The sequence below is a fragment of the Rhizobium sp. 22-785-1 genome, from assembly GCF_053521965.1.
The window spans coordinates 190,849-207,670 of the sequence record NZ_JBNWDI010000003.1; the positions used below are offsets into that span (position 1 = coordinate 190,849).

Consider the following 16,822-nt stretch of genomic DNA (forward strand, 5'->3'; position numbering starts at 1 on the left):
CACGCGCACCGACGCGCCATGATCCTCAAGGCGCGAAGACCAGGGTGACGACGTTTCCGTCCCACCCCGCGTCAATTACTTGATCTCGTCAGCCTTATGATCAACCGTCTTGGCATTGACGTTGGTATCGGAAGGCGGAGGCGTGGCATCGTCATCGGCCATGCCTTTCTTGAAGCTCTTGATGCCTTTGGCGACGTCACCCATCAATTCGGGAATTTTGCCCCGGCCGAAAAGCACTAGCACAATCACCAGAACGATCAGCCAGTGCCAAACACTAAAAGAACCCATGACGCAAACTCCCTGAATTTTGCTTTGCAACGATGTAAGACGTTTGCAGGGCTTTTTCAAACGACAAAATGGCTATTCAACAAAGTAAGCGAACCGCAAATGCTGTGATGCCGCAGCACGCCGACACATCTGCGTGATCACTATGCTGTTGCAACAAAATCAATCATCTGGATCGCCGCCACTCGGTGCAAGCAGGCCAAGCTCCTCTAGATCAAGCTGCGTGATCGGGTCTTCGTCCTCGGTCAGTTCATCGCTCATGGAGGGAATCGGAATGCCGAAATTCGGAGGAACGCGACCGGACAAGAGGCCTGCGCCCTTCAGTTCATCGAGACCCGGAAGGTCTCGCAACTCCTCGAGGCCGAAATGATCGAGAAATTCGACGGTCGTTCCCATCGTAACCGGACGCCCAGGCGTGCGGCGACGGCCGCGAAAACGCACCCAACCTGCTTCCATCAAAACGTCCAGCGTTCCACGCGATGTTTGGACACCGCGGATATCTTCGATTTCAGCGCGCGTGACAGGCTGATGATAAGCGATGATCGCAAGCACTTCCAAAGCAGCCCGGGATAGCTTCTTCGGCTCCTTCTCATCGACATGTATGACGAAGGAGAGATCACCAGCCGTGCGAAACGCCCAGTTGCCGCCCACCTGCACAAGATTGACGCCGCGTGTTGCGTAAACCTGCTTCAACCGGTTCATCAGAGGTGGCACATCGACACCGCGCGGGATACGCTCAGCGATGAACGCTTCCGACACGGGTTGCGCCGAGGCGAACACCAAGGCTTCGGCAATGCGTTCCGCCTCTGCTTCAAGACGCTGCGAGACCGAGCCGCCCCTAATCTCTGCTGTGTCTTCGGCGACGTCGTTTTCTTGGTCGGCTTCATTCGGCATCATCGGCCCTTTCAGAACGTTCCTTCGCTCTAACCGAGCCTTTACGCATGAAAATCGGTTGAAACGCGCCATCCTGGCGAATTTCCAGTGACCCGTCCCGCACAAGTTCCAACGACGCTGCGAATGCGCTTGCAATGGCGGTGGCGCGCATAGAGGGATCGGGCACATATTGCAGGAGATACCGATCAAGTTCCGTCCATTCTCCGATCTCACCCAACATCGAGGTCAGCAACTCACGGGCCTCGACAAGCGACCAGACTTGGCGTTTCTCGATCGTGACCTGGGTGATGGCCTGACGTTGGCGAAGCGTTGCATAGGCGCTCAAGAGGTCATAGAGGCTCGCCTCAAACGCAGAGCGGCTACGGTGGGGGATATGCTCGGGCGCACCACGAGCGAAGATATCGCGCCCAAGCTGATCTCGGCTCACCAGCCTCTCGGCAGCGTCGCGCATGGCCTCCAGTCGCTTGAGCCTAAAAGCAAGGGTCGCGGCCATTTCTTCGCCGCTCGGCCCTTCATCCTTGCTTTGCTGGGGGATGAGCAGCTTGGACTTGAGAAAAGCGAGCCACGCCGCCATGACCAGATAATCGGCTGCAAGCTCGATACGCACCCGCCGGGCGCTTTCGACAAATTGCAGATATTGCTCCGCCAGCGCCAGAACCGAGATGCGGGAGAGATCGACCTTCTGGACGCGGGCAAGATGCAGAAGCAGATCGAGCGGGCCTTCAAAGCCCGCCACATCGATCATCAATGCCGCCTCGCCTGTTGCGCGCTCAGGCTTCACATCCTGCCAGAGCTTGTCCATCGGCGTATTGCCGCGCGATTTTTCTGCTGCCATGGTTCTCTTCGCCGGACCTTTCGCTGACGCTCCGGCCGGCGGTGCATCAGGCAACTGCAAGCATCGCGTTGAACTCTTCTCTCAAGCTTGTCTCATCGGCATCATCCGGCTTCGGGAAGCCCATTTCCACAGCTTTGGCACGCTCGAGAGACCGGCCCGAAAGGACAGGAACTTCCTTCACGACCTGCAGCATTTCACTCATCACGCCGTTGCAATGCAAGACCATATCGCAACCGCCGGAAATAATATTGGCGGCACGTTCGCCGAGCGTACCTTTGAGTGCATTCATCGAACTGTCGTCGGACATCAGCAGTCCGTCAAAGCCGATACGCCCACGAATGATTTCCTGGATGACTTTCTTTGACGTGGTTGCGGGTCGTTCGGGGTCGACTGCCTTGAACACGAGATGCGCGCTCATACCCATCAGCTCCTGATTGAGAGCACGGAAGGGTACGAAATCATGGTTGTCGAGATCGTCGAGAGCAACGTCAACGACCGGCAGTTCGTGATGGGAATCTACCATACCTCGTCCATGACCTGGCATATGCTTCATGACCGGCAGCATTCCACCTGCTTTCAAACCATCGGCGGCCGCCTGTCCCATTTCGGTTACCATCGTTGGATCGAAACCGTATGCACGGTTACCGATAACATTGCTCGCGCCTTCCACCGGCACATCGAGAACGGGCAAGCAATCGATGGTAATGCCGAAGCGCGTCAGGTCGAAAGCATGCAGGCGCGACATCAGCCATGCTGCACGTAGACCTTTATCCCGATCGCGCGCGTAGATCTCGCCGAGCGCCTGTGCATTGGGATAAGACTGGAGAATTGGTGGACGAATGCGCTGAACGCGTCCCCCCTCCTGATCTATCAGCACGGGCGCGTCGGGCCGTCCCACTGCATCACGCATGGAGGCAACCAGATCGGTGATCTGCTGCGCATCATCAATATTGCGACCAAAAAGAATGAAGCCCCAAGGTTGCTCTGCCTTGTACAGGGCGATTTCCTCCGCGGTCAGCGTCAGGCCGCTACAGCCAAGGATCATAGCTTTCGATTGGGTCATGATGTCGGTCCTGTGCATGAGGTCGAGTTGGAGCGTGGGATATTCGTATAAAAAAAGCCGGGACGGCAAGACCGTCCCGGCTTTCGAGTACTAAAGCGTCGCTCTCACCGCGCGATGAGGCAGCTGCCGCCAGCAGAGCGGAAGCGTTCGCACAATGCAGCAGCTTCGTTCTTGTCACCAGCGGGAATACGAACGCGGTAGAATGTTCCCTTTCCGGCGATTTCTGCGGCCTTGATGTCCACACCTCGTCCACCGATCACGGAGCCGAACTTCGCAGACATGTTCTGATAGGACTTCTGCGCCTCTGCCTGGCTCGGCAGCGATGCGATCTGGATGTAGTAGCCACCCGAAGACGGCGTGGTGGTCGCGGCAGCTGGCGTAGATGCCGCCTGCGGCGCAGCCTGCGGCTGAGACGCCGGACGAACATTGCCCTGGTTCGTCACGGTCGCGACAACGTTGGCTGGCTGGCTGGCCGGGCGGGAGCCAGGCAGCGGTGCCGCAGTTTGCGACGGCTGGGCAGTGGCAGGGCGTGCTGTCGTTTGCGTCGAAGCGGGCTGCTCCGGCGTAACCGGAACGCGCGATGCGGAAACCACCGCAGGTGCGTCTTCCGCAGCCTGTTCGGCAGTTGGCGCCGCCAGCTGCTCAACCTTGTCCTGCTGCGGCGCTGCGGTCGCTGGAGCAGGCACTTCCTGAGCAACAAGAGTACCGTCCGGCTTGACGATCATGGTGCGCACCTTGCGCGGAGACACATTCACACCGCCATGACCGGCGTTATCGGCAGCCTGCGCATTATCGTTGCGAGACAGCAGACGCGGATCTTCGGTTTCGCCGACGGGCGTGGATGTACCACCCTGCAGCTGGTCGGCCTCGTCTTCCATCGGAAGTTCGGGGATCAGCGTGCGCTGAACGACATCCACAGGTTCTTCGTTGGTCGAAATCAGCGATGGCTGCTTGGGATCTGATGGTGCAGCACCGGCGACGCGATCATAGACCGCCTTGTCCTGGTTCGGGACCACACGGCCACCAGGATTTTCAGGAACCACCTTGGTCGGCTCGCTATCGGCGGAGATGATCACCGGCGCGCCATTTGAACCGGAGTGCGACGCACCACCACCGATCAAGGCGTAAGTGCCGCCACCGATGAGGATAAGACCGACGGCAGCAGCCACCGGTACGAACCAGCGGCGTGCGCCACCCTCGCGGCTGTCATCCGAATAGCGAACCTCGGCGGGAGACGCATCGTCTCTAGACTGCGAGCCGGCGCGGCCTTCCGCCGCTTCCTGCATGCTTCGGCGAAAATCTTCTTCCAACGCACGCTCGAACTCATCCACCTCTTCAGGCGTTGGCTGAGCCTGCTGCACCTGACGAGGCGCGCCATTCTTGTGGCGATCAAGACCGCCTGAAGTTGGCGTTGCAAAGAGCGATGCAAGCTCGGTGTCGAGATCGAGATCCTCTTCATGACGGCGGGCAACAGGTTTTGGTTCGAAAACGCCGACGGGAAGTTCGGGAACGTCCATCTCCGTAATGGTTTCAGGCGCATCCTCCGTCTCACCGATCTGCGTCGGATCGAAAGGAAGTCCTTCCAGAGACGCGGCGGGAACGACAGCGGCCGGAGCCGGAGGTCGGCGCTCCTCGTAGCGCGTCTGTTCAGCCACGGGTTGCGGCTGCGAACGGGTAGCAACGGGTGTCGTGACGCTCGGTGCCGCGACCGGCTTAGGTGCCACGGCAGCCTGCATGACAGGCGCCGTCTGAGCGACTGGTGCAGCCTGGACGGCAGCCGGCTTAGCGACCGCTGGCTTGGCGACCACTGGCTTGGCAACAGGTGCGGGTGCAACATCTATATTGCTGATTTCGGAGAGGTCGATATCGAAATCGATATCCTCAAGCGCGAGCTCGAAATCGGCATCATTGAAGGCATCGAATTCATCGGCCACCGGCGTCTCTACAGCTGGCGCAACAGGCGGCTTGACGACCTGCGCAGTAGCAGCGCGTGCAACAGACGCAGGCGTCGCAACAACACCCTGCTGTGAAGCGACCGGCTTGGGTGCTGCAACGGGCGTTTCGAAGACAGGTTCCGCACGGACCGGCGCAACGGGCGGTGCGTCAGGCTGCGCTTTCAAGACAGGCGCGACAGACGACAATACAGGCGTTGCTGTCGCAACCGGTTCCATCCTCGCAACAGGTGCGGCAGCATTCACGCTCTTATTGCTGATCTCATAGCGCGCCACGTCGGAAATGAGTTCATCCATTGCCGACAGCTTCTGTCCGGCAGGAGAAGCCATCACAACATCATCGGCAACAGGCTTGGCAGATTCAAGGACAGGTGCAGTAGCGGTAGCAGGCTTGGCTGCAACAGGGGTTGCGCGTGGAGCGCCGAAGTTCGCCAGCGGAAGGCGCAGGCTCGAGAAGTCGAGCGAAGATTTGCGCAACGATGGAGCTGCTGGCTGAACTGGCGTAGAAACGTCGTCCGAAACGGAGAGCTCCAGTTCGCTTGCGAGATCGATCGCAGTTTCACCGGACGTCTCGGCCATCAGCTCCCAATTAGGCTGCTGTAGCTGAGCCGGCTGTTCGTACGCACGAGGCTCGGGCGCAGCGGCGATGGGTGCCGCCGCGATCTCTGCTTGCGCCACATGGGAAAGCTCTTCAACCTGCGTAACCGTATCGCGGCGCGTAACATCAAAAACTGCAGCAACCGAATGCGGATCGTCGCTAAAATCGTCTCTCAGATCTGAATGCGGTGCGGACGCGTGATGCTCGGCAATAAGATAGTCTTCGCGATCGACGGGAAGCTGCTGCGCGACCGGCTCTAGCTCCGGCTCGCGGCGGGAAAAAACCGATTCCACACGCTGCATGAATTCGCTGGCTGGAACGGGTGAGTGAACATCGTTGGCAGCATCCAGTGCGATGGGCTCATGACGCGGCGCATCGTAGACGGCAAACTCACGAAGCAGCTCATCTTCCAGGTTGAATTCGGGTTCCCGACGCACAGACGACGCGGCAGCGCTCCGCGCGGCCGGCGGCGCGACATGGGAAGAACGATCCTCTTGCGCACCAAGGCGCGCCAATTGGGCCAGAGGATCGTTGTCAGCGAATTCCTGCGACCGAGAGTCTCGGTTAAACGCGACATTTTTTTCGACCATTACGTGTTCCACCATCTACGCATCACAGCACTTGCCAGCGTATTGTGAGCAAATAATGGTGAGGATGTCATCGCATCTCGTCAGGCGCGTCCGCTCCCAAAAGCGTCAATCCGGACTTCAGCACATTCGCGACAGCACTCACCAGCCCTAGTCTGGCAACGCTCAATTCTCGGTTTTTATCGTTAACAAAACGTAATTCCGGCTGATCTTTACCCTTGTTCCAGTGTCCGTGGAAGGAGCTAGCCAGATCATAGAGGTAAAATGCCAGGCGATGCGGCTCATGATTCTGTGCCGCGGACTCGATCAGACGCGGATACTCCGCCAGTTTCGCAATAAGCTGCAACTCATTGACATCGTTAATCAAAACCGATCCCGACGAGAGAGTTAAAGTATCTACATCAAGCTCCGGAAATGCCTCGTGTGCCTGCCGAAAAACCGACTTGCACCGGGCATGAGCATATTGCACATAAAATACCGGATTGTCTTTAGATTGCTCCGTCACCTTGGCAAAATCGAAGTCCAAAGGCTCAGAATTCTTCCGATAAAGCATCATGAATCGCACCGGATCGCGTCCGACTTCGTCCACAACGTCCCGCAATGTGACGAAATCGCCCGAGCGCTTCGACATCTTCACCGGCTCGCCATCACGGAAAAGCTTGACCAACTGGCACAGCAAAACGGTCAGTTTCGCTTTGCCTTCCGACACCGCCCGCGCCACGGCTTCCAGACGCTTGACGTAACCACCATGGTCTGCGCCCAGAACGTAGATCATCTCGGAGAAGCCGCGATCGTACTTATCCTTGAAGTACGCCACATCGGCTGCAAAATAGGTGTAGGTGCCGTCCGACTTCATCAGCGGACGGTCCATGTCGTCACCAACTTCGGTGGAGCGGAAAAGCGTCTGCTCGCGGTCTTCCCAATCTTCCGAAACCTCGCCCTTCGGCGGCGGCAGCGTGCCCTTGTAGACATGGCCCTTGAAGGTGAGGTCGTTGATCGCAGACAGAATGGGACCGGCATTGCCAGCATGCAGGGTCCGCTCGGAATAGAAGACGTCGTGCTTGACGTTGAGAGCTGCCAGATCCTCACGGATCATCGCCATCATAGCATCGATCGCCTTTTCCTTGACGATCGGCAACCACTGCTCCTCAGGCATGGCGCGCAGCTTGATACCGAACTCATTGGCAAGCGCCTGACCGACGGGAACGAGATAATCGCCCGGATAAAGACCTGGCGGGATGGTGCCAACATCCTCACCGAGCGCTTCGCGGTAACGCAAGAAGACTGACTTCGCCAGAACATCGATCTGCGAACCGGCGTCGTTGATGTAGTATTCCTTGATGACGTCATAGCCCGCGAATGCAAGCACATTTGCAAGCGTATCGCCAACCACAGCACCACGGCAGTGACCGACATGCATCGGACCTGTTGGATTGGCGGATACATATTCAACGTTTATTTTCTTGCCCGCACCGACTGTGGACCGGCCAAAATCCAGGCCTTGCGAGATCATGCCAGCCAAGAGGCGCTGCCAGTAGCCAACCGAAACGCGGATATTGATGAAGCCGGGGCCCGCCACATTGACGCTATCGACATCGGCATCCTGTTCAAGCGCCGGCACGATCAGCTCAGCCAGCGCACGCGGGTTCGTACCAAGCGGCTTGGCCAGCACCATTGCCGCGTTGGTCGCGACATCGCCATGGCTTGGATCGCGTGGAGATTCCACGGTGATACGGCCAAAATCGACAGCATCGCGATTGGCTTTGACGAGATCGATCGTCTCGAGAGCTTTTTTGATTCGTGCGTCAAAATCGGCAAAAAGGTTCATGGTCATCTACCTTCGCGAAGGGCTTTCAGTCATCCGGGTATCGGCTTCGCAATCGCGCGCTGCCTATCGCAAATCGGGTGTATGGTCAAACAGCCGCTGATGCGTCCTGAGCGCATAGCTATCGGTCATGCCTGCCAGATAATCGCCCACATGGCGCGCCCTTGCGGCTTCCGTCATGCCGGGAATGCTGTCCACCCAGTAGTGACTCTGCATCTCGGCCGGCGTTTCCATATAGCGATGGAAAAGGTCGGTAACGATCTGTGTCGCGCCTGCGCGAATACGCATGATATCCGGGTGGCGATAGATATGCCCGAAGAGCAGCTTCTTGATCTGCTTGTCGGTCTCGGCCATGGCCGGCGAAAACGTCGCGACGGTGCGGTCGGCGGCGCGAATATCGGCAGCACTCTTCGGTTTCAGGAGATCGAGGTTGTGCTGCGCCACACCAATCACATCTTCCACCATCCGCGTGATCTGGCGGCGCATGATTTCATGCGCGAAACGATCATCATCGAGCGACGGATACTTTGCACGAACCTCGGCCATCAGGCTCGAGAGGAACGGCACTTCCTCCAGCATATCAAAGGTCAGATAACCTGCGCGCAGACCATCGTCGATATCATGTGTATTATAGGCGATGTCATCGGCGATGGCGGCGACCTGGGCTTCCAGGCTGGCGAAGGTGCCGATCTCCAGATCCTGGAGCTGGCAATATTCGAGGATCGGCAATGGCACCGGACCATGCGTGCCCTCACCCGCCGCATTCAACAGAGGACCATTGTGCTTCACCAGACCTTCGAGCGTTTCCCAGGTCAGATTGATACCGTCATACTCGGCATAGCGCCGCTCAAGCTTGGTGACGATGCGCAGCGACTGGGCGTTGTGATCGAAGCCGCCATATGGCTTCAGAACTGCATCCAGCGCATCTTCCCCGGTATGGCCAAATGGCGTGTGCCCGAAGTCATGCACCAGCGCCACGCCTTCAGCCAGATCCTCATCCAGTTTCAGTGCGCGAGCAAGCGCGCGGGCGATCTGCGCCACTTCAATCGTGTGGGTCAGACGTGTGCGATAATGATCGCCATCGGGACTTATGAACACCTGCGTCTTGTGTTTCAGTCGTCGAAAAGCGGTGGTGTGAACGATGCGGTCGCGATCGCGCTGGAATTCCGAGCGTGTCAAACTGGATGTTTCGGCAAACAGGCGTCCGCGCGTCGTCCATGGATCGGCGGCATAAACCGCTCTTTCTCCGCTCCCAAAACCCAACGCACGCTGATCGATAATCATCTCTGTCCTGCCATCGGCCCATTGACCTTTTACTTTGCTCTTCATACCTATCGCGGAGGTTGCCGCAAAGCGGGTTTGCGACCGTTAAGTCTATAGACGGCAAATTTGACTGGTTTATAATCGGTCTTACACAGGACTTTGCTCGCCGGTTCTTGACCCCGGTTGGAGAAACGACATGACCACAGACGTTACACTCTCTGAATCCGCCGCAAAACGAATCGCCCAGATCGTTTCGGATGAAGCGGGAAAACAGGCGCTTCGCGTTTCCGTCGAAGGCGGCGGCTGTTCCGGCTTTTCCTATAAGTTTGACCTGGATGGCGCGCCGACCGAAGATGACATCGTTATCTCGCGCGGGGATGCGAAGGTCCTGATCGACAGTATGTCGCTCGTCTACATGGCAGGTTCGGAAATCGATTTCGTCGACAATCTGCTGGGCCAGTCCTTCCAGATCAAGAACCCCAACGCGGTTGCCAGCTGTGGCTGCGGCACAAGTTTCTCGATCTAAGCTTGCTGTTGAAACAGTGAAAACCGATGGCATTCGCCGTCTCATCGGGTAAAACAGGTCCAAAGAAAATGGAGCCTGCGATGAAGATTGCCACCTGGAACATCAACGGCGTCAAGGCGCGCATCGAAAACCTCTGCGAATGGCTGAAGGATTCGTCGCCCGATATTGCCTGCCTCCAGGAAATCAAATCGGTCGACGAAAACTTCCCTCGTTTGGAGATCGAAGCACTTGGATACCATGTGGAAACGCACGGCCAGAAAGGTTTTAACGGCGTTGCCCTTCTATCGAAGATGCGCCCGGATGAGGTCAATCGCGGTTTGCCAGGCGACGATGGCGATGAACAGGCGCGCTTCATCGAAGGGGTGTTCTCCATACAAGGCGGCGTAATCAGGGTCTGCTCGCTCTATCTGCCGAATGGCAACCCGCCTGACGACCCGGTGAAATATCCTTACAAGCTGGCATGGATGGAACGGCTTCGCCGCTTTGCCGAAAAACGTCTGCAATTGGAAGAACCGTTGATCCTTGCAGGTGACTACAACGTTATCCCCGAGCCTTTCGATTGTTATGACCCACGAGCTTGGGAAGGTGATGCACTATTCCTGCCGCAGACTCGCGCGGCTTTCAGAAGTCTGGAAAACCTCGGCCTCACCGATGCCACCCGCGCCACATCCGACGAGGCCGGTCTCTACACATTCTGGGATTACCAAGCGGGCGCTTGGCAGAAGAACAATGGCATCCGCATCGATCATTTGATGTTGTCATCGGAAGCGGCAGACAGGCTTCAATCGGTCTCGATTGAGAAACATGTCCGCGCCTGGGAAAAACCATCCGACCATGTGCCAGTCTCAGGTTATTTCGACTTTCAGCCAGCCTGAAGGCTGACGACCCAGGAATCCGCGGCTAACACATAAGCTTGGTAAGAAAGCCCCACGAGTGCATGTAACGCGTTGGCCGTGGCAGCGCCTGTCCGTTGTCTCATTTTTTGTGGAGCATCACCGGGACAATTGCGTCGGCCAGAAAGTAGTCCGGAGACACAAGGGCAACCTGCGGCCTACTTTCGCGCTTCAACGTTATCGTGACAAACCAATATACTAAACGAAGCGGCGCTTTTTCTGATCAATCAGCATCGCTGGAAGCGATGTTGCGGGCCAGCTGAATAGCAACGCGGCGATCATTTTCCGCTGCCACGGAAAAAGCCTGTTCCTGGAGGTTCTGTATCCAGATGCAATTGGCTGCGGCGCATTTGTCGAGAGCTGCGGTCATGAATGCCAGTCCGCGAACTGTCTGTCCTTCCTGGAAGAGAAGATTTCCGAAGATCGACATGGCACCGGCATGACCATGCTTGCGAGCCTGATTAAGCCACTTTTTGGCCTGCTGCGTATCCGCGCGGCCACCCTCACCCGCGAGGATCATCTGCGCAAGCTGGAACTGCGCCTCCGCTACGCCGAAGGTCGATGCGACCTGAAAATAGAGTTGGCGGGCCTGTCCCAAATCCATCTTGACCGGACTGCCAGGAATGCCGTGGCGATAATAATCTGCGAGAGACAGGAGTGCGTTGACGAAGAAGCCCGTATCCTCCGACCCCGGCTCCACGCCCTGGCTGGCAATCTCGCTGTAAATCTTGAAGGCCTCGAAGTCGTTTTTCGCTACACCGTCGCCATAGGCATACATATTGGCAAGCGCCCAACGCGATCCAGTGTGACCTTTTTCTGCAGCGTAGCGATAAGCCTCAACGGCATCTTCTTTCTTGCCGTCCTTGTAGGATTTGAAGCCGAACTTAAAGAGATCGAAAGGCCCAGATTCTTTAGTGACGCCGGAATTGATATCGAATGCCAGAACCGGCACGGACAGTGACGCAAGCAGCAGTCCCAGACATAGCGGTTTCAAAACGTTGATGTCACATTTCAGCATTTCAACGAACTTCTCTCACTCTTCCCGGCGAAAGCCGAGATGCGATCTTTTGAACAAACTGCACCCGCCCGACAACAGCTTTCATGCTGCCGCCGGTGATCTTGAGCGGTCGTAAACTGGTAATCTCATGAGCACAGATATAAGTACCGTTTCCGGCAACATCGCGGCGTTTCACCGCCGTATGGATTCTTCCAAGCAAGCCGTTACGGACAAAACCCGTGTTTACTTGCTTAGAGCCTGAATCCTCACCTGTTTTCACTTCCACCACTTCCGCAGAACCAGTTTTGATGTCTGCATATTCTTCCATTCCCGCACCGTCGCCAGCATTCAAGCACATGCTTTGTGGCGGGAAATGGACAAATCTGCCCACATTCTTACGCTACGTGAAGGTTGCAGAAATTTGTTGCCAAATCGTCACAATATTGCGGATTGGCAACAAAAAACCCGGCCGATGAGGCCGGGTTTGGATTGATTGTTTTCCGAAAGTTAGAACTTCACCTTTACCGAGGTGTTAATCGCAGCAACGACGTCATTGCCGAAGTCGTACGTGGCGTCAGTACCGTAAGTCACACCGCCGCGCGTGACCTGACCTGAACTACCGCTAGTTAGCAGACCGACAGCCGCGCCCAGACGCCATTCAATATTATCGGTAACGGCATACTGAACCCCTGCACCAAGTGTCCATGTGTCAGTCGATGCGCCAATACCAGTGCTCGTACCACGGTCCCAGGTCACGCTAACGGCACCTGAAAGCTTATCGTTGAACTTGTGCCCGATACCGCCGCTGACGGTCCAGCCGTCTCTATATAGCAGATCGAGCGACGTCACACCCGTAGCGGGGCAGCCAAAGGCGCCATTCTCTTCACAGAAGCGAATAGACTGGATCAAGCTCCAGTTCGTCCATTTCACCGAACCAAACGCCAGCCAGTCAGGAGCGATACCGCTCTGAACTTTCAACTCAATCGAGTCCGGGGCTTCAGCAGAGCCAAAAACGTTGAAGCGCCTTCCCGCGTACGGATTGCCAGGAATCGTCGGAAGCTGTGTAAGATCGAGTGTGCCGGTAAGATCATATTTCACCCGACTATTGTACACTAAGCTTGTTCGAAGCGCGTACTCAGGGATTTCATAAGCTACGCCAGCTCGCCAACCAAAAGCCTCGTCCGCAAGGTCAAGTCTTCCATTACCATTTATGGGCGCGCCAGGCGGAACGTATAGGACATTCCGGGTCTTGAAACCCTCTATCTCTTGATAGAAGCCGCCACCAATAATTCGAAACTGACCTGGACCTGCATCAAACTTATACGAACACGTCAGCCCGTAATTATCTGTCCGCAGTTTGGTCTCAATATTGCTCTGCGCACCCGCCCAATTTGCGCCTGGATTGAGATGGGCCCCAAATGGCTGAGAATAGTCGACCAAGCAATCGACATCGCCGTAACTCCCCTTGAACCCGACATAAGGGATGGCGAAATTCTCAGTATCATCTGCAGTAGTTGTGCCGCCAACGAACGTGTTACCACCGGGTCCGTCTTTGGCGTTCTTCAGCTTTCGCTGAGGCGCAACATATGTAACGCCAGACTGGAACGTGAAGGGCGAGGCGTCAAACAACTGGTCGATGTTATAACCGCCACGCTCGAGGCCGCCCGCAAATGCAGGCGTAACCGAAGTGATGCCGACAGCAAGGCATACCGCACCATTTATGATTGAAATTCGCTTTGCCATCTCTCTCCCCAATCAAGGCAATGTGATGTTTGGAAATTGAAATGCTTTCGAGGAAATGACAATCGGCACTTTGCGAAACAGAGCTCGATTAGTTAGTCGATATTTTACGTGAGAAATCCACGCACTAATGGATTCGCAAAAAAATTAGAAAAAAAAACTTTATAAATGACTTTCAATCTTGCTCTTGTAGACTTTTTTTGCGCCCAAGGCTTCGTGTGTGTCTACAAGACAACATTCACTGTTTTCACTCAAAAAAGTCAACGTTCTGTCATGTTTTGAGGCACTTGCGTGGTTTTCCGGCAGCTTGATCGTTTGAAGGCGACTCGTCGGCAAGAAGATTTTCGACGCCAACAAAAAAAGCGCCTCCGTTGTGAAGGCGCTCTCATGATCGTTTTGATATCTGATTACCCGGCCTCGTTAACCCGTTGCAAGGCAACTTTCAGGCTCTTGATCTGAAGCTCAAGCTCCGCCTTACGCTCACGGTCCGCTGCGACCACCTCTGGATCAGCATTGGCCACGAACTTCTCATTCGAGAGCTTCTTGTCGATACGCTCCAGTTCGGCCTCCGACTTGCCGATTGCCTTCTCGAGACGGCTCCGTTCAGCCGAGACATCAATGAGATTGCCGAGTGGAATGCACACGGTTGCTTCACCGACAACGATCTGTGCCGAACCCTTTGGTGCCGCATCCGCAGCAAGAATTTCATCGGCACGGGCTAGACGACGGATCGCTGCAGAGTGGCGGTCAAGACGCAGTTCGGTGGTCGGATTTGCGGCAACGACAACCAGTGGTGCCATGGCACCAGGTGGTACGTTCATTTCCGAGCGGGTTGAACGGATGCCCGAAACAAGATCGATCAACCAGTTGATTTCAGCCGCCGCCGCTTCGTCGGTAAACTCCGGGGCAGGCCAGTCGGCATGGCAAAGCAGTTGGTCGCGGCTTGCGCCTTCACCAGCCGTGTGCGCCCACAGTTCTTCCGTCATGAATGGCATGAACGGATGCAGAAGCTTGTAGATCTCTTCGAGTACGTAAGCCGCACAGGCTTGCGCCTCTTTCTTGGCCGCCTCATCCTCGCCGTTGAACACCGGCTTCAAGAGTTCGAGATACCAGTCACAGAACTGGTTCCAGACGAAGCGATAGAGCGTGGTAGACGCATCATTGAAGCGATAGCTCTCGATCGAAGCGGTGACGTCCTTGGCCGTATTGGCAAGTTCAGTCAGGATCCAGCGGTTGATCGTCTGTGTGGCCGCCTCGGGTTTAAAGCGCGGATCGCGTTTGACGCCGTTCATTTCGGCAAAGCGCGTGGCGTTCCAGAGTTTGGTACCGAAGTTGCGATAACCCGCAATACGTGCCGGATCGAGCTTCACGTCGCGGCCCTGCGCCGCCATGATGGCCAGCGTAAAGCGCAGCGCGTCCGCACCATATTGATCGATCAGTTCCAGCGGGTCGATGACGTTGCCCTTGGACTTCGACATCTTCTGGCCGTTCTTGTCGCGAACCAGCGCATGGACATAGACCGTATTGAAAGGCTCGACCGCGTGACCGGCATCATCCTTCATGAAATGAATACCCATCATCATCATCCGGGCGACCCAGAAGAAGATGATGTCGAAGCCGGTGACGAGAACGTTCGTCGGATAATAACGCGCGAGCTCCGGCGTCTTGTCCGGCCAGCCGAGCGTCGAGAAAGGCCAAAGCGCAGATGAGAACCACGTGTCCAGAACATCTTCGTCGCGTGTCAGGATTTCGCCCGGCTTGAAGTTTTCAAGCTTCTCCTGAACCCACGCCTTCCACGGGCCTTCATGGGCAAGATAGTGCTGGACGGCAGCGTCGAGTGCTTCTTCCTCCGTCTTCTCAACGAAGACCTGACCATCCGGACCATACCAAGCAGGGATCTGGTGACCCCACCAGAGCTGACGCGAAATGCACCATGGCTGGATGTTCTCCATCCATTCGAAATAGGTCTTATCCCAGTTCTTCGGAACGAAGTTCGTGCGACCTTCGCGCACCGATGCCATCGCAGGCTCGGCCAACGTCTTGGCATCGACGAACCACTGGTCGGTTAGCATCGGCTCGATGACGACGTTGGAACGGTCGCCAAAGGGCTGCATGATCTTCTTGTTCTCGATGTAAGGCGTGTCGTTGCCTTCAGCGTCCTTGGTCGTGACGGCAAGACCATCGGCATTAATCGCCGCGACGACACGCTTGCGAGCCTCGTAGCGGTCAAGACCGCGATACTCGTCGGGCACGAGGTTGATGGCATCGACATCCGCTTCGGACGGCAGTTTGCCGGAGCGAGTAATTTCGCCCGCGAGTTCCGCGCAGCGCGCATAGGGCTCGCCATCGTCGCGCATCTGTGCCTGCGTATCCATCAGGCGATAGAGAGGAATATTGTTGCGGCGGGCGACCTGATAGTCGTTAAAGTCATGCGCGCCCGTGATCTTGACGGCCCCGGAACCGAAGGTCGGGTCCGGATACTCATCGGTGATGATCGGGATCAGGCGGCGGCTTTCCTTCGGACCGACAGGAATTTCGCAAAGCTTACCAACGATTGGCGCATAGCGTTCGTCCGACGGATGAACGGCAACAGCGCCGTCGCCCAACATAGTTTCCGGGCGAGTGGTCGCGATCGCGATATAGTCGCGCTCTTCCTGGAAGACGATGTTGCCGTCGGCATCCTTCTCGACATAGGTATAGGTCTCACCACCGGCGAGTGGATATTTGAAATGCCACATATGGCCGTCGGTTTCGCGGTTTTCGACCTCAATATCGGAAATCGCGGTCTCGAAATGCGGGTCCCAGTTGACCAGACGCTTGCCGCGGTAAATCAGGTCCTGCTTGTAAAGCGTGACGAAGACTTCAAGAACCGCCTTGGACAAGCCTTCATCCATGGTGAAACGTTCGCGCGACCAGTCACAGGATGCGCCAAGGCGCTTCAACTGGTTGAAGATCAAGCCACCCGACTCACCCTTCCACTCCCAGACCTTGTCGATGAAGGCTTCGCGGCCCATGGCGCGACGGCCAGGCAGCTGGTTTTCCATCAGCTTGCGCTCGACAACCATCTGGGTTGCAATGCCCGCATGGTCCATGCCCGGCTGCCAAAGAACATCCTTGCCGCGCATGCGCTCGAAACGCACCAGAATGTCCTGAAGCGTATTGTTGAGCGCGTGTCCCATATGCAGAGAGCCGGTGACGTTTGGCGGCGGGATGACGATGGTGAAGCTTTCGGCATCCGGCTTGGCGTTCGCGCCAGCGCGAAAGGCGTCTGCCTCATCCCAGGCTTTGGCAATTTTGGGTTCTACGGATGCGAAATCGTAGGTCTTGTCGAGCATGTTCTGACCTGAAATCTGGAGTTCTATTT

The 16,822-nt window shown here is 56.4% G+C and carries 13 protein-coding genes; 2 read left to right on the forward strand and 11 right to left on the reverse strand.

The features are described from left to right. Nucleotides 1-75: 75 nt before the first annotated feature. The 7 genes from ACQZ5M_RS08550 to ACQZ5M_RS08580 all read right to left on the reverse strand — a co-directional run bounded on the left by ACQZ5M_RS08550 (nucleotide 76) and on the right by ACQZ5M_RS08580 (nucleotide 9,323). Nucleotides 76-288: a twin-arginine translocase TatA/TatE family subunit gene (locus ACQZ5M_RS08550; RefSeq protein WP_296021926.1), complete on the reverse strand. Its 213-nt coding sequence runs from the start codon at nucleotides 286-288 to the stop codon at nucleotides 76-78. 159 nt (nucleotides 289-447) lie between these two features. Continuing rightward, on the reverse strand, nucleotides 448-1,182 hold the full coding sequence (gene scpB / locus ACQZ5M_RS08555; protein ID WP_449079473.1) for an SMC-Scp complex subunit ScpB: 735 nt from the start codon (nucleotides 1,180-1,182) through the stop codon (nucleotides 448-450). Next, nucleotides 1,169-2,014 carry a segregation and condensation protein A gene (locus ACQZ5M_RS08560; RefSeq protein WP_449079474.1) on the reverse strand — a complete coding sequence of 282 codons (846 nt, stop codon included), beginning with the start codon at nucleotides 2,012-2,014 and terminating at the stop codon, nucleotides 1,169-1,171. Before ACQZ5M_RS08560 ends, scpB begins: the two co-directional genes overlap by 14 nt. 46 nt (nucleotides 2,015-2,060) lie before the next feature. Beyond that, a complete protein-coding gene (nagZ, locus tag ACQZ5M_RS08565) occupies nucleotides 2,061-3,077 on the reverse strand; it encodes a beta-N-acetylhexosaminidase (protein WP_449079475.1) in 1,017 nt (338 codons plus the stop codon). A gap of 104 nt (nucleotides 3,078-3,181) precedes the next feature. Continuing rightward, entirely contained in the window at nucleotides 3,182-6,217 is a 3,036-nt protein-coding gene (locus ACQZ5M_RS08570) for an SPOR domain-containing protein (protein WP_449079476.1), read from the reverse strand. A gap of 67 nt (nucleotides 6,218-6,284) precedes the next feature. Then, entirely contained in the window at nucleotides 6,285-8,042 is a 1,758-nt protein-coding gene (gene argS / locus ACQZ5M_RS08575; protein ID WP_449079477.1) for an arginine--tRNA ligase, read from the reverse strand. A 63-nt stretch (nucleotides 8,043-8,105) separates the two neighbouring features. Continuing rightward, entirely contained in the window at nucleotides 8,106-9,323 is a 1,218-nt protein-coding gene (locus ACQZ5M_RS08580; protein ID WP_449079478.1) for a deoxyguanosinetriphosphate triphosphohydrolase, read from the reverse strand. A 175-nt stretch (nucleotides 9,324-9,498) separates the two neighbouring features. Between ACQZ5M_RS08580 and erpA the strand changes: the two genes are divergently transcribed. Both erpA and xth read left to right on the forward strand, forming a co-directional pair. Continuing rightward, nucleotides 9,499-9,828, forward strand: a complete 330-nt coding sequence (gene erpA, locus ACQZ5M_RS08585) for an iron-sulfur cluster insertion protein ErpA (RefSeq protein ID WP_449079479.1) — start codon at nucleotides 9,499-9,501, stop codon at nucleotides 9,826-9,828. A gap of 80 nt (nucleotides 9,829-9,908) precedes the next feature. After that, nucleotides 9,909-10,703: an exodeoxyribonuclease III gene (gene xth / locus ACQZ5M_RS08590; protein WP_296021918.1), complete on the forward strand. Its 795-nt coding sequence runs from the start codon at nucleotides 9,909-9,911 to the stop codon at nucleotides 10,701-10,703. A 241-nt stretch (nucleotides 10,704-10,944) separates the two neighbouring features. Here the strand turns inward: xth and exoR are convergent, their stop codons facing one another. From exoR to ACQZ5M_RS08610, 4 genes are all read right to left on the reverse strand, one after another. Next, nucleotides 10,945-11,739 (reverse strand): exopolysaccharide production regulator ExoR, encoded by a 795-nt coding sequence (exoR, locus tag ACQZ5M_RS08595; protein WP_296021916.1) that lies wholly within the window; start codon nucleotides 11,737-11,739, stop codon nucleotides 10,945-10,947. A gap of 1 nt (nucleotide 11,740) precedes the next feature. Beyond that, nucleotides 11,741-12,046, reverse strand: coding sequence for a hypothetical protein (locus ACQZ5M_RS08600; RefSeq protein ID WP_449079480.1), 306 nt, complete (start codon nucleotides 12,044-12,046; stop codon nucleotides 11,741-11,743). Between the two features lie 179 nt (nucleotides 12,047-12,225). Then, nucleotides 12,226-13,461 (reverse strand): OmpP1/FadL family transporter, encoded by a 1,236-nt coding sequence (locus tag ACQZ5M_RS08605; protein WP_296106354.1) that lies wholly within the window; start codon nucleotides 13,459-13,461, stop codon nucleotides 12,226-12,228. A 404-nt stretch (nucleotides 13,462-13,865) separates the two neighbouring features. Next, nucleotides 13,866-16,793 carry a valine--tRNA ligase gene (locus ACQZ5M_RS08610; protein WP_449079481.1) on the reverse strand — a complete coding sequence of 976 codons (2,928 nt, stop codon included), beginning with the start codon at nucleotides 16,791-16,793 and terminating at the stop codon, nucleotides 13,866-13,868. Between the last annotated feature and the right edge of the window lie 29 nt (nucleotides 16,794-16,822).

Bases quoted from the DNA above. Each gene is read 5' to 3' on its own strand.
- ACQZ5M_RS08605 (WP_296106354.1), bottom strand. From the start codon at position 13,461: ATGGCAAAGCGAATTTCAATCATAAATGGTGCGGTATGCCTTGCTGTC.
- ACQZ5M_RS08570 (WP_449079476.1), bottom strand. From the start codon at position 6,217: ATGGTCGAAAAAAATGTCGCGTTTAACCGAGACTCTCGGTCGCAGGAA.
- exoR (WP_296021916.1), bottom strand. From the start codon at position 11,739: ATGCTGAAATGTGACATCAACGTTTTGAAACCGCTATGTCTGGGACTG.
- erpA (WP_449079479.1), top strand. From the start codon at position 9,499: ATGACCACAGACGTTACACTCTCTGAATCCGCCGCAAAACGAATCGCC.
- ACQZ5M_RS08600 (WP_449079480.1), bottom strand. From the start codon at position 12,046: ATGGAAGAATATGCAGACATCAAAACTGGTTCTGCGGAAGTGGTGGAA.
- ACQZ5M_RS08550 (WP_296021926.1), bottom strand. From the start codon at position 288: ATGGGTTCTTTTAGTGTTTGGCACTGGCTGATCGTTCTGGTGATTGTG.
- argS (WP_449079477.1), bottom strand. From the start codon at position 8,042: ATGAACCTTTTTGCCGATTTTGACGCACGAATCAAAAAAGCTCTCGAG.
- scpB (WP_449079473.1), bottom strand. From the start codon at position 1,182: ATGATGCCGAATGAAGCCGACCAAGAAAACGACGTCGCCGAAGACACA.
- ACQZ5M_RS08580 (WP_449079478.1), bottom strand. From the start codon at position 9,323: ATGATTATCGATCAGCGTGCGTTGGGTTTTGGGAGCGGAGAAAGAGCG.
- xth (WP_296021918.1), top strand. From the start codon at position 9,909: ATGAAGATTGCCACCTGGAACATCAACGGCGTCAAGGCGCGCATCGAA.
- ACQZ5M_RS08610 (WP_449079481.1), bottom strand. From the start codon at position 16,793: ATGCTCGACAAGACCTACGATTTCGCATCCGTAGAACCCAAAATTGCC.
- ACQZ5M_RS08560 (WP_449079474.1), bottom strand. From the start codon at position 2,014: ATGGCAGCAGAAAAATCGCGCGGCAATACGCCGATGGACAAGCTCTGG.
- nagZ (WP_449079475.1), bottom strand. From the start codon at position 3,077: ATGACCCAATCGAAAGCTATGATCCTTGGCTGTAGCGGCCTGACGCTG.